The organism is Leucobacter sp. NPDC015123 (assembly GCF_043080205.1).
Lineage (GTDB): Bacteria > Actinomycetota > Actinomycetes > Actinomycetales > Microbacteriaceae > Leucobacter > Leucobacter aridicollis_A.
Window position 1 is genome coordinate 132,357 of record NZ_JBIBVH010000001.1, and the last position, 12,998, is coordinate 145,354.

Sequence of the window (12,998 nt, forward strand, 5' to 3'; positions counted from 1 at the left end):
TCGCCTTGGCCTCAGCTATTCCGGGAGCACATGTGATCGACCTTCGCCAACTCCAAGCGCTCAGCGCCGTCGCGGCAGAGGGCTCCGTCGCGCGCGCCGCCTCCAGGCTCGGGTGGAGTCAGCCCACAGTCGACTATCACCTCAAGAACCTCGACAGGCTCGTTGGCACCGAACTCACGTCGCGCAGCAGCCGCGGTTCCCGCCTCACCAACGCGGGCCTACTCATGCTCGAGCGCGGCAAAGAGATCCTCGGACTCGCCGACCGCACGCTGACCGACGTGCGCGACCTCGCACAGCTCGGACACGTCAGACTACGGTTCGGGATCTTCCCGACCGCCGCCGCGCGGATCCTGCCTGGCATCGCCTCCAGGCTTTCGGAGCTTGGCATCGAACTCGATGCCACCCTCGCAGAGGTCATGCCCCTCGTAGGCGGCGTCAACCAGCACACGCTCGACGCAGCGCTCGTCTACGCCGCTGGGAGCTATGCCCTCCCCCTGCGCTCAGAGGTACACACAACCCACGTATTCACTGACCCGATGCTCCTCGCACTTCCGGCTCATCACGAGCTGGCACACGTCGAGGAGTTCGACACGGAGGCGCTCCTGCAGCTCGGCGGCGAGAACTGGGTGATGGGTTCAACACCCGGCGACACCCTCGACGACCTCGTCCGCGAGCTCTTCGACGAGACTCGCGTAAAGCTCACAGTTCCGGTGCGGACCGACGACTACGCTGTGGTACTCGGTCTCATCGCAGCGAATATGGGCGTCGCTTTGGTGCCAACACTCATGAAATCGAGCGTGCCCGAGGGCGTGGTTCTGCGACCCATCGCCGACGCACGGTTCACGCGAGAGCTGCTGCTCGCGGCACCCGCTGGCCAGGCTGGCCCAAGCGCCGCGGTTCGCCAGCTCGCCGAGGCGGTGAGGCGCTCAATCAGCGCTCTTGACTCGCGGCACGTCGGCCAGGCATAGCGGCAGGTACCACGGAGCGACGCCTGCCCGCCCGCACCCGATGGAGCGGCCGGGCAGGCGCAGCTTACGCCCCGAGAGGTGGGCTACTCGCCGATCTCGCCCGCGGCGACAGTCTCCGCAAGCGCGTGCACCTGGACGAGGTGATGCGCACTGTAGAAGTCCGCTTCTTCGAGACGTCGCGCGTCGTCGGCAGTGCGCTCCCCGTGCGCGAGGACGGCGGTCGCCATCAGTGCGTGCATCCAGCCACCGACGAGCGTTGCAAGCAACTCCTGGAACGGCACGGACACTGCGTAGGCGTCGCGTGGGCTCGATGCGAACCCAAGCAGCGCATGAGTTGCACGCTCCGCTGCCACAACGGCGCGCTCGGTGCGCTCTGCAACGCGGGCGGCGAGCGCGTCACCAGTCGCTGACAGTGCCGCGATCTGCTCGCGGATCATCTCGAACACCTGCCCGAGGGTCTGCCCACCGTCGCGGAGCACCTTGCGCCCGACAAGGTCGTTCGACTGGATCGCCGTGGTGCCCTCGTAGATCGGCATGATGCGCGCATCCCGGAAGTGCTGGGCGGCGCCCGTCTCCTCGATGAAGCCCATGCCACCGTGCACCTGCACGGCGTCGGAGGAAATGTGCACGGCCTGCTCGGTGAGCCAGGACTTCAGGATCGGAACGAACAACTCGGCAAGCGCCCCGGTGCCATCGGTCTCAGCCCGGTCGTGGACGTCGCCGACAAGCACCGAGAAGGCACGCATCGCCGAGATGCGGCTCGCCATCGACACGAGCAGGCGGCGAACGTCAGGGTGCCCGGCGATGGGGGTGCCTGCAGGAAGCCCGATGACGGCGCCCTGCACCCTGTTGTGCGCGTACGCGAACGCACGCTGGTACGCCCGATCGGCGAGCCCGAGGCCCTGAACACCAATTCCGACGCGCGCCTCGTTCATCATGACGAACATGCCCATGAGGCCCTGGTTGAGCTCGCCAACGAGGTAGCCTGTCGCGTTCTCAAACTGCAACACGCAGGTTGGGCTCGCGTGAATTCCGAGCTTGTGCTCGAGACCGACGGTGACGACCGAGTTTCGTTCACCGGGCGCGCCCGAGGCATCGAGCACGAACTTTGGCACGACGAAGAGCGACAGACCGCGGTGCCCCTCAGGTGCCCCCTCCGTGCGCGCGAGCACGAGGTGCACGATGTTGTCTGCCACGTCGTGATCGCCCCAGGTGATGAAGATCTTCTGGCCGCTCACGGCCCAGCTCCCGTCACCGTTGTCGCGCGCCATCGTGCGCACGGCGCCCAGGTCACTACCGGCCTGCGGCTCGGTGAGGTTCATCGTGCCCGTCCACTCGCCACTCACGAGCTTCGGGAGGTAGGCGGCGCGGAGCTCGTCTGATGCATTCGCCTGGATCGCGCGGATCGCGCCGTGGCTGAGCGCGGGGCAGAGCGCAAACGCGGCGTTTGAGGCATTCCAGAACTCTGAGAGCGCAGCGGTGACTGATCCGGGGAGGCCATCTCCCCCCGCCTCTTCGGCGACCGATGCCGACACCCAGCCGGCCTCAGCGAACGACTTATAGGCATCCCGGAACCCCTCGGGCGTGCGCACGTTGCCGTCGACAAGCTGAGCGCCCTGCTGGTCACCGGAGCGATTCAGCGGCGCGAACACCTCGGCCGCGAACTCACCCGCGGCTTCAAGTGCGTCGCCGGCGTCAGCCGCGCTCAGTGCGTTGCCAGTGGCCCTGGCCACAACATCAGTGCCGAATGCTTCACCGAGCAGAAACGCGTAGTCCGCGACAGGCGGCACGTAGGTTTCAGCATCGGGAACAGTCTGCTGGGCGAAATTTGCGATTGCCATACTCGACACTCCATCGTTTGTCGTCCTGGGCGCCAGTGGTCGCGGCGCGTCTTCAGAAGTATGCCTGAGACTGAGTCTCAAATCAAGGCCACTCGACTCGAGCACACGACAACTTCCGCACCACGAAAGCGAAACGTATGCGGCACCGGGTTTCACCGCTGTGCTAACTTTCCCCCATGGGCGCCCTCAACACAGCGAATACTCACACTGCACCTGACTCGCCGCAGGCGACGGCAGTGCGCTACCTCACGGAGCACGGCTACGAGCAGACCACAACGAGTAGCCTCGCAGACGCGATCGGCATGAGCCGCAGTACGTTCTTCAGACGGTTCGGCAGCAAGGAAGACGTCGTGTTCGCCGATCATGACTTCGCGCTGAGCCAGCTGCAAGAGCAGCTTGACGCGTCCGATCTCAGCGCGTCTGCGACGATCGCGCAGGGCACGCTGGAGGTGTCGCGGGTGCTGACGCGCGATCCAGTGACGGCCAGGATGCGCTCCCAGCTGCTCCGCAGCACACCACTCTTGCGTGAGCGCGAGCTCGTCATCACCCATCGCTACGAGCGAATGTTTCAGCGCTACCTGGCGCGCGTCGCAGCACCCGGCACCCCCGACTGGGGTTCAATCGCGGTTGCCGCGGCCGTCGTCGCGGTCCACAACGCAGCGCTACGCCGCTGGATGAAGTTCGGCGACAATCATGCGTTCGAGGAGCTCGAGCGTGAGCTCACCGACCTGATCGGCAGGTTCGCGCCCTGGTTTGGGGGCGAGCGCGGCGCCTCACGGATCGTCGTCGCGACGTTCGACGTGGGCGCCTCCCCCGACGACGTGCTGGGGAGAATCTCAGAGCAACTGCGGTGAGCTGCGCCGAGTGGTCGCTGACGCGGCTCCAATCCCACGATCGTCTCCACGCACCCAAACGACACAAGCTTCTGCAGGATTCGTACGCTCAGACCCGGTCAGAGCGCACGAATCCTGCAGCATGTTTGATTTGGCGAGACGCCGGGGACTAGCGGAGTGCCGCCTCCTCCGGTGAACGCTCAGCACGCGCCCTGGCCCTGCGCGCCCGGATACGCCCGCTCACCGCGAAGCCGAGCACGAGCACGAGCAGCCCGTAGAGCGTGAGCACGATTGGACCTTGCACGAGCACGGAGAAGTCACCGTTTGCGCTCATCGCGGCATCACGCAGGCTCGTCTCCGCGAGCGGGCCGAGCACCATGCCAATGATGAGCGGCGCGATCGGGAAGTCGAGCGCCCGCATCAAGAATCCGACGATACCGACGCCGAGCAGCACGAGCAGATCAAATGTAGAGCCCGACGTAGCGTAGATGCCGAACGCGCAGAACACTGTGATCCCCGCGTACAAGTAGGGTCGCGGGATGAGCAGTAGTCGCGCCCACAGCATCGCGAACGGGAGGTTCAGGATCAGCAGCACGATCATCGCAATGAAGAAGCTAGCGAGCAACGCCCACACCAGATCGGGGGCGCGCTCGAACAGTAGCGGACCAGGCTGCAGCCCGTACTGTCTGAACGCAGCAAGCATGATGGCGGCGGTCGCCGAGATCGGCAGGCCGAGCGCGAGCAGCGCGCCCATCGCCATGCCAGTTGTCGAGTTCCCGGCCGTCTCCGGGGCCGCAAGGCCGCGGATCGCGCCGGTGCCAAACTTCGGTTGCGCGCGCCGGGCGTCGAGCCGCTTCTCGAGCCCGTATGCGAGGAATGTGGGAATCTCGGAGCCGCCGGCAGGGATCACTCCGAAGGGCAGCCCGATCGCAGTGCCGCGCGCCCAGGCCGGAGCTGCCTCGCGAAGCTCGGCGCGTGACAGCCACGGCCGACCCTTGGGCCGAATGATCTTGCCACCCGAGACGTGCCGTTCGAGACAGGCAACGTAGATCACCTCGCCGAGCGCAAGGACGGCGACGGTGACGGTGACGAGCGAAATGCCGTCGAACAGGTTCGGCGAGTCCATCGTGAAGCGGGGCGCCCCGGAGACACCGTCGATGCCAATGACCGCGATCCCCAGCCCGATGAAGAGCGACGCGAGACCCCTGACCGCGCTGTCGGTCACCACGGATGATGTCGCCGCGAAGGCGAACACTGCGAGCGCAAAGAACTCTGCTGGGCCGAACCTTGTTGAGAAGTCGGCGAGCACCGGCGCGAGGAAGACGACGACGACCGATGCCACGATACCGCCGATAAACGCGCCGATTGCCGCGGTCGCGAGGGCCTGCGCGGCGCGCCCGTTGAGCGCCATCTTGTGCCCTTCGAACGTCGAAGCAATCGCCGACGCCTGGCCCGGCGTGTTCATCAGGATACCCATTGTCGAGTCACCGAACAGGCCACCGAAGTACACGCCGGCGAACATGATGAACGCTGCTGTCGGCTCGAGCGAGAATGTGACCGGCAGCAGCAGCGCGACTGCCATCGATGACCCGAGGCCAGGCAATACGCCGACCGCGGTCCCGAGGACACAGCCGATGAGCACCCAGAGCAGGTTTTGCAGGCTCAGGGCTCCAGCGAAGCCGTCTAGCAGAAGTTGTAGTGTTTCCATGTCAGAACTCCCAGCCCAGAACGCCAGACGGGAGCGACATCCCGAGCGCCATGTCGAATGCGATGTAAACGATCGAGCTCAGCGTGAGGCCAACGATGAGGATCGCGAGCGGCCTGCGTGCGCCGAAACCGCGCGCGACGCCCCAGAACAGCAGCGCCGCGGCGATGATCCAGCCGAGGTATGGCAGCACGATGGTGAACGCGAGGAAGGATCCAATGACCCACGTGAGGGACGCCCAGTCGATCCTGACCGCGCGGGCATGCTCGGCACTGCCTTCCTCGGCGTCACCTTCCTCGACATCGGCGCCTTCACCGGTGAGAATCGCGGGATCTCCAGCATCCGCCTGCGTCGCCGCGCGCTGATGCTCACGTAGCGCAGCGACCGCGAGCAGGACCGCGAAGAGTGTGAGCCCACCGGCGATGAGCGCTGGAAAGAACCTCGGGCCTGGGAACGCGGTACCTTCGGGCACCCGCATGGTGAGCATGCCGACCGCGAGGTACCCTGCGAACGCGAGCAGCACAGCCGGCATGATGAGCTGCACGAGCAGCGCCCGGCCTCGATCCTTCGCCGCCGTCAGCGAAATCTCTTCGCCGATGACGGCGGACATCGCCGTCGGATTGTGTGAGTAACTCATTGCCCCATCTCCTCGTAGAGTCGCGTGATGCGCCCGCGTTCGTTTTCGAGGAATGCCGAGACGTCGGGGCCAACCATGAAGTGTTCGCTCCAGTGATAGCGGTCGACCGCGGCCAACCACTCCGGGGTGGCGACCGAATCCTCGATGAGCTCGGTGAGCTGCGCCGTCTCCTCGTCGGTAATCGCGGCGGGCGCCGCAAGCATGCGCCAGTTGGCGAGCGTGACATCGTACCCCTGCGCGCGCGCCGTCGGAATGTCGATGCCAGTAACGGGCTCCTCCGCGATGAGCGCGAGCGCCCGCAGACGGCCGGACTCGATCTGGTCGATGTTGTCCGGGTACCCTCCGGCGGCAGCCTGAGCCGTCCCGTTGAGCAGCGCCGCAACAGCCTCGCCGCCGCCGTCCGAGGAAATGTACGTGGTGTCGACGGGATCGATACCCGCCGCAAGGGCGAGGTCGGTCACCACGAGCTGATCGAAGGATCCGCCGCCGGTCCAGGGCACCGCCCCAGGGTCTTCCTGCCACGCGGCGACGAGTTCGTCGAGCGTTTCGTAAGGCGAGTCAGCGGGCACGACAATGACGTCGTACTCGTCGAACAACACCGCAAGCGGTGTGACGTCATTAAGCGTCGCGGTCGAGTCGTACTGGATCGTTGCCGCAAGCAGCCCGGTGCCCCCGACGAGTACCGTGTTCGCCCGACCCTCGAACCGAGTCATGTTTCCGAGCGCGATCGTTCCGCCCGCGCCTGGCATATTCACGACCTGCACGTTCGCGGTGAGGCCGTTCGCACGCTGCGCTTGCTGCATCTCGCGGGCGACAGTGTCCCAGCCGCCACCGGCGGCCGCGGGGGCCACGATCGTGAGCGACGACGTAATATCTTGCCCAGCAGACGCCGCGCTGATGGAGCCGAAGGCGGCGACGCCGATCGCGGCCGCGGCGATCACGCCACCGATGAGCCTCGTGGCGGGCCTCGCCCGCCGTGTGTCTTCGCGCGGCTCTGCCGCGCTGGAAGGTTCTTCCACGGGTTTTCACTCCTTTGTGAGGGCGCCGGTGCGCCGTACTCGGCACCAACAGTGACACGTCGGCCTCGCTGCTGGCAGGCCGGACGCATTTGACACCTTTGATGCTCACAGTGCGCCGGACCCCGGGATGCACGACCGGTCTAAACTGAAGCGTCGACAAGGAGGTAGCGACGGTGGCGAAGAAGTTCACTGCCCGTGGGGCGCGGCTTGTCATGCTGTTCGCTCCGACAGTGATTGTGGTCGCGGTCGTCGTGCTCACTACTGGCATCGCCTACACCGTGCAAGAGCGCGGTATCCGCGAGACCACCGGCGAACGCGTGTCGAGTGTGGCGTCGAGCCTCGCCGAGCTCACCCAGGTGCGCTCGGCGCTCGCGCTCGTCCACTCGGATGTCTCCGCGGCCGCCGCCGAGCTCCAGCCGCTCGCCGACGTGATCGAGCGGGCCGCCGGCGTCGACTATGTCGTTATCTCTGATGAGCGCGGCATCCGCGTCACCCACCCGACCCCGGCTGAGCGCGGCAAGCGCGTCTCGACAGACAACTCGTCGGTGCTCGCCGGCGAGACGTTTCTTGGCACGGAGACGGGCACTATTGGGCGCACGCTGCGCGCGAAGGTGCCCGTTCGAGCCACTGACGGAGAGATCATCGGAGCGCTCTCGGTCGGCATCCTTGAGAGCCGCATCGCCGACGACGCGTCGGAAGCGCTCCGACGGCTCCTCCCATGGGCGCTCGGCGCGCTCGTGGTGGGAACGCTGCTGAGCTCGACGGTGGCAGCGCTGCTCGAGCGCCGCTTCCGTCGGTTGGATGCGGAGGCGCGTGAGCACGAGGGGCTGCGGCGCACCGCTGCCGCGCTGCAGGAACAGTCGCACGAGTTCGTGACCAGGCTGCACGTCATCCACGGGCTCGTCACTCACGGCGACACAAGCGAGGCGCTGCATTACATCGAGGGGGTCTCCCCCGTCACCACGACGGCCCACGGCGCGAGTCTGAGCACCCAACCACTTCTCCGAGCGACAGTGGATGCGCTGCGCGCCGAGCTTGGAGCGCACGGGGCCAGGCTGGAAGCCGAATTCGCGGTCACGAGCGAGGTTGATGAGGAGGTGGTCCTTGTTGTCGCTAATCTTTGCAGGAATGCCGGAGAGGCACACGCGACGGTCGTGCTCTGCGCGCTGACCGAGGTCGACGGGGTCTTTCACGGCGACATCTCTGATGACGGTGACGGGATCCCGGCCGCCGACATCGAGCGGCTCTTCACACGTGGTGTCTCGACAAAGTCGGATCGCACGGGCACCGGCCGTGGCATCGGCCTCGACCTCGTGCGACGCACGGTCGCCGGCCGCGGCGGGACTGTCGAGGTCAGTCGGTCTGCCTCTGGAGGCGCCCGGTTCAGGTTCACGATGGAGGCGAGATGACCGCTCCCCGCACCGGGCCAGACACCCGGGTGCTCATCGTCGACGACGACACTGGCGCGCGGCAACTGCACAGCCGCTTCATCGCGAACGCTCCGGGCTTTGCCGTCGTCGCCGCTGTCAGTACCGGGCTGGCCGCGGTCGAGCACATCGTGCACGGCGAGGTCGATCTCGTGCTGCTCGACATGCGACTCCCAGACATTAGCGGGGTGGAAGTGCTGAACCGTGTGCGCACGCTCGGACCAGCGTCGCCCGACGTGCTTGTCATCAGCGCCTCCCAGGATCGCGTCACGGTGCGCCAGGCTCTCGCAGGCCAGGTTGTCGGCTACCTCGTCAAGCCGTTCACAGAGTCGGCGCTTCTCGGCAGGTTACGGGTCTACCGCAGCGACCTCGCGCGAGGCCAAGCGCGCCCTCACGACGCCCGGGAGCTTCCGCTCGCGCAGGGCGAGATCGACAGACTGCTGTCTACCGGCAGCGTCCAGGCGCGGCGGGAACACCAGGGAGCGCAGCGAATCGCGGGTGGGCAGGCCGACGCTGTGCAGGGCGGCGCCGGTCAGGCCGGGCGGGCCGGGCGGGCCGGGCTGACCTCCCAGGCGCCTGGCGCACGCCTGCCCAAGGGGATCTCGCACGTCACGCTGACCGAGATCATCGATGCGTTGGATCCGATAATTCCACTCACGTCCGCCGAACTCGCCGCAGCGTGCGCAGTGTCGTCGGCGACTGCGAGACGCTACCTCGATTACCTTGTTGACATTGGATCGATCGATCTGTCCCACCGGTATGGCAAGCGCGGCCGGCCCGAGGTGCTCTACCGGTTGGTTCCGCCGCCAGGCGCCTAGCGACCGCTACCTACCGGCCCCTACTTGCCTGCGGGGCGGATCAGCATCTCGGAGATCGTGCCATCTGGTTCGACCCGCACCTCAAGCGAGAACGATTCCGCGTTCGCCGCAGTGATGCGCGCCGCGCCGACGACCTCGCTCACGTCGGCGTAGTCAGTCGTCTTGAACGGCTTGAGCGGCCGTACGCCCTCGTTCAGCTGGGCCGCGAGGTCTTCTGCCGGCACTTGAGCGAGGAACTCCTTCGTGAACCGGCCTTCAAGCTGATCGACGGTGATGTCGGTGTCGGCGTTCAACAGCCCGAGCGCCCACTCGATCTGGCCGGCCGCAGCGGTGTCGGGGATCGCGACAACACCGGCCGGATCGCTCGGCTCAGGGGCAGACGAAGGCGATGTGCACGCCGTCAGCAGCCCGGCTGCGACCGCGACTGCGGCGACTGCCGCCCCGAACCGGCGCCGCTGGCTGCGGGCATTCAGATGTTGCGCGAGAGTCGACGACGAGAGTGCGGGCGCGGGCATGCGGGGCCTCCGATGGTGGATGACTGAGGTCTCCTTCCAACCTATCAACCCCCGAAATCTGGCGCCAGGCGACAGAGTGCCCCGGCCGCCTGGGCGGCCGGGGCACTCTGTCCACGCTGGCGAGGCGCGCGTTTAGCCGCCGAAGGAGACGTACCCTGCGATGAGGTAGGCGATGAACGACAGCGCTGCGGCAAACCCTGCGTACGGCAGGATCGAGAGCATCAAGTTCAAAGGCTTCACGCCAACCGACTTCGACGCGAGGATCATGCCGTCGCCGTACAGGCATGTCGTGGAGCCGAGTGCGGCACCCGAGAAGACCGCTGCGCCTGCGAGCACCGGGTCGACACCAACAGCGATTGCAAGTGGCAGTACGACGGGTGTGATGACAGCGGCGAGGTCCCAGAACGCGCCTGTCGCGTACGCGTAGAGGCCACAGACGAGGAACACGATCGCGGGCAGCAGGGCGCCGTTCATGATTGGCTCGGTCGCACCAATGACCCAGTCGGCGAGCTGGAGATCCATGTTGATCTGCTGCACCATGAAGGCGAGCACGAACAGCACCATGACGTACGCCATGCTCATGATGCCCTCGAACGCCTGCTCAACGACGTCCTTGAATGTCATCCGGCGCTGCACGAGATAGAGGATGATTGCGACGACGACGGCAGCTGCGGCGCCCTTCACGATGTCGACCTCGGTGAGAATCGTCACGACAACGAGGGTGATAATCGGAATGAGGAAGTTGAACGGCAGCGGGCGCTTGCCCTCGGAGCCGTCTTCAGCGAGTTCGAAGGCGCGCTCCTCGGGGGTCAGCCCCTCGGGAAGCGTGTCGCCCGTTAGATCGACGCGCGCCTGCTCACGCTTCAGCGGCCCAACCAGGGGCAGCACGCCGAGGGCGAGAAGCAGGCCGACGATCAGCGCGATCCAGCCGAAGAAGACATACGGCAGACCAGCGATGTATGCGCCGAAGCCCGAACCGTTCACGGTCACGCCATCCTGCTCAAGCAGCGCCGAGAAGAAGATCGCCCAGGTTGAGAACGGGATGACAATCGCGATCGGGGCTGACGTGAGCTTCACGACAGAGCCGAGCATGGTGCGTGGCACGTTGTAGCGGTCGGTGACACGCTTCATCGAGGTGCCCACAGTGAGCGCGTTCAAGTAGTCGTCGATGAACAGCGCGATCGTGAGCAGCCAGGTGAGCAGCAGCGACTTGCGGCGTGAGTTCACGAACCGCTCCGTCCACTTGGCGAAGTCGCTGACGGCCCCCGACACGTTGAAGTAGGCGATGAGGATGCCGAACAATACGACGACCAGCACGAGCCAGTGCACGGTTTCGTTCGACAGGGAGGAGCCAACGAGCCCGACGAGCGAGTCGAAGAACCCCCATCCACCGATGAGGATTGCGCCAACGATGGCGCCCGAGAAGAGGCCGAGCAGTGCTCGCTTGGTGAGCACCGACACGACAAGGACGGTAAGGACTGGCAGCAGCGCCAGAGCAGTGTTTTGGACCACGGTGGCCTTTCGAGGGAGCGACGGTGCCGCTCGGTTGGGTGGTGTGGGGTGAGACTATTCGACGTGCGACGTGCGTAGCCCGTCAAGGTATGTTGCCCGGACGGGGAGTGTGGCGAGATCGTCGCCTGACACCCCGAGGGGATCCGCAGACCACACGGCGAGGTCTGCACGAGCACCGGCACGGATGATGCCGAGGTCGTCGTCGCCCTGCGCGAGCGCTGCACCGCGGGTGTATCCGTGTAGCGCTTGGGCGGCGGAAAGTCGTTCTTCAGGCTCGTAGACGAACCCGTCCGTGTCGCCGGGGGCACGCCGAAGCATAGCCCAGGCAAGGCCGATGCGCGCATCGAGGTCTGCGATCGGCCAGTCGGAGCCAAGGGCGAGTGGCGCGCCCGCTCGCGTGACGGAGCCAGCTGCCCAGCCGCGGGCTGCGCGCTCGGGTCCGAGCCGTCTCGCCCACTCGTCACTGCCGTCGGCGATGCGCCATTGCATGTGTGGAAGCTGCATCGACGCAGTGATGCCGTTCGCTGCCAGGCGCTCGACGTCGTCAGGGGTGAGCGTCTCGAGGTGCTCGATGCGGTGCGGCACTCCGGTACGGGCGATGGGCCCGGCGGCCTCGTACGCGGTGATCGTCTCGCCGACAGCACGGTCGCCGATTGCGTGCGTCGCGATCTGGAACCCGGCTTCCGCAAACTCTTTCACTGTCGCGGCGAAGTCTGCCTGATTCGGCCAGAACCCGGTGAGCCCTGCCCCATCGGCGTCGGCCTCGTAGAGCCAGCCAGCCCCCGTGTCAATGACACCGTCGGCGTAGAGTTTGATGACGCCGCCGCGCCACCGGTTCCCGCCCCGGTCGACCTGCGCCTTGATTGCAGCTCGTGTCTCCGCCGAGTAGCTCGGCTTGATGTCCATTGCGCTCACGATGCGAACTGGAAGCCCCATGCCAGTGGTGTCGAGAGCCTGGAGCAGGTCGAGCGTCTCGGAGTTGCCGTCCATGATGGTGCCGCCGGTAAGGCCCGAGCGCCGCATCTTCGCGAATGTCGCACGGGCCGCTTCGAGTGTCTCGTCGCGGGTCGGCTTTGGGGCAATCTCGAGGATCGGCTGGTAGGCGCTGTCCTCTCGGAGTTCTCCGGTTGGCACGCCCGACGAGTCGACGACGATCACGGAAGTGTCGTCGAATTCCCTGGCGCCCGTGATTCCCGCAAGCCGCAGCGCCTCTGCGCTCGCGACGGCAGTATGGAAGTCAAAGAAGAACACCATCGCCGGCAGGTCGCCGACGGCGTCGTCAAGGAAGCGGGAGTCGAGCGGTGCGCCGTCAAACACGGCGTAATCGAGGTTCCACGCGCGGACCCACCCCCCAGCGGAGCCCGCGCGCACCCTCGCTGCCTCAGCACCGAGCGCGTTTCGGAGGTCGCGCAGATCGCGCACGCTTCCGAGATCAACCCCCTGGCACAGCTCCACGCCTTGGATCGGGTGCAGGTGTGCATCGATCAGGCCGGGAGTGATCGTAGATCCGCTCGCGTCATCGATCTGAGTGTTCGGCCCGCTGAAGGCCTCGGCGATCTCATCGGGCTTCCCCACCGCGATGATGCGACCGCCAGCGATCGCGATTGAGCGAGGCGAGAGATCGGCGTCGCCGGCCACAAGTGAGTGCACGCGCGCACCCGCAATAATCAGGTCGGCAGTCGCTTCTCCCACGGTGGTCCCCCTCGGTTCGTGTGACCCCGTA

11 protein-coding genes are annotated in these 12,998 nt (G+C 66.3%); 4 read left to right on the forward strand and 7 right to left on the reverse strand.

Going from position 1 to position 12,998, the window contains the following annotated elements; all coding sequences use genetic code 11:
* Positions 1-32 precede the first annotated feature (32 nt).
* Complete coding sequence (locus tag ACF07D_RS00585) at positions 33-968, forward strand: LysR family transcriptional regulator (protein WP_391503511.1); 936 nt, start codon at positions 33-35, stop codon at positions 966-968.
* Positions 969-1,051: 83 nt separating this feature from the next.
* Here the strand turns inward: ACF07D_RS00585 and ACF07D_RS00590 are convergent, their stop codons facing one another.
* Positions 1,052-2,809 carry an acyl-CoA dehydrogenase gene (locus ACF07D_RS00590; protein WP_391503512.1) on the reverse strand — a complete coding sequence of 586 codons (1,758 nt, stop codon included), beginning with the start codon at positions 2,807-2,809 and terminating at the stop codon, positions 1,052-1,054.
* 176 nt (positions 2,810-2,985) lie between these two features.
* On the opposite strand from ACF07D_RS00590, the gene ACF07D_RS00595 reads away from it, so the two are divergent.
* Entirely contained in the window at positions 2,986-3,663 is a 678-nt protein-coding gene (locus tag ACF07D_RS00595) for a TetR/AcrR family transcriptional regulator (RefSeq protein WP_391503513.1), read from the forward strand.
* A gap of 148 nt (positions 3,664-3,811) precedes the next feature.
* Here the strand turns inward: ACF07D_RS00595 and ACF07D_RS00600 are convergent, their stop codons facing one another.
* The 3 genes from ACF07D_RS00600 to ACF07D_RS00610 are packed head-to-tail and all read right to left on the reverse strand — an operon-like array spanning position 3,812 to position 7,003.
* Complete coding sequence (locus tag ACF07D_RS00600) at positions 3,812-5,350, reverse strand: tripartite tricarboxylate transporter permease (RefSeq protein ID WP_391503514.1); 1,539 nt, start codon at positions 5,348-5,350, stop codon at positions 3,812-3,814.
* Position 5,351: 1 nt separating this feature from the next.
* A complete protein-coding gene (locus ACF07D_RS00605; protein WP_391503515.1) occupies positions 5,352-5,984 on the reverse strand; it encodes a tripartite tricarboxylate transporter TctB family protein in 633 nt (210 codons plus the stop codon).
* Positions 5,981-7,003, reverse strand: a complete 1,023-nt coding sequence (locus tag ACF07D_RS00610) for a tripartite tricarboxylate transporter substrate binding protein (protein WP_391503516.1) — start codon at positions 7,001-7,003, stop codon at positions 5,981-5,983. The genes ACF07D_RS00605 and ACF07D_RS00610 overlap by 4 nt, the downstream gene beginning before the upstream one ends.
* A gap of 173 nt (positions 7,004-7,176) precedes the next feature.
* Between ACF07D_RS00610 and ACF07D_RS00615 the strand changes: the two genes are divergently transcribed.
* Together ACF07D_RS00615 and ACF07D_RS00620 are read left to right on the forward strand one after the other, a co-directional pair.
* Positions 7,177-8,412 carry an ATP-binding protein gene (locus ACF07D_RS00615; protein ID WP_255809467.1) on the forward strand — a complete coding sequence of 412 codons (1,236 nt, stop codon included), beginning with the start codon at positions 7,177-7,179 and terminating at the stop codon, positions 8,410-8,412.
* Positions 8,409-9,248, forward strand: a complete 840-nt coding sequence (locus ACF07D_RS00620; RefSeq protein WP_391503517.1) for a response regulator — start codon at positions 8,409-8,411, stop codon at positions 9,246-9,248. The genes ACF07D_RS00615 and ACF07D_RS00620 overlap by 4 nt, the downstream gene beginning before the upstream one ends.
* Positions 9,249-9,268: 20 nt before the next feature.
* On the opposite strand, the gene ACF07D_RS00625 is transcribed toward ACF07D_RS00620, so the two are convergent.
* The 3 genes from ACF07D_RS00625 to ACF07D_RS00635 form a co-directional block, all read right to left on the reverse strand.
* Entirely contained in the window at positions 9,269-9,763 is a 495-nt protein-coding gene (locus tag ACF07D_RS00625; RefSeq protein ID WP_119282940.1) for a Cpe/LpqF family protein, read from the reverse strand.
* Between the two features lie 132 nt (positions 9,764-9,895).
* Positions 9,896-11,275, reverse strand: a complete 1,380-nt coding sequence (locus ACF07D_RS00630) for a Na+/H+ antiporter NhaC family protein (protein WP_119282939.1) — start codon at positions 11,273-11,275, stop codon at positions 9,896-9,898.
* A 54-nt stretch (positions 11,276-11,329) separates the two neighbouring features.
* Complete coding sequence (locus ACF07D_RS00635; RefSeq protein ID WP_255809464.1) at positions 11,330-12,967, reverse strand: amidohydrolase; 1,638 nt, start codon at positions 12,965-12,967, stop codon at positions 11,330-11,332.
* Positions 12,968-12,998: the final 31 nt, after the last annotated feature.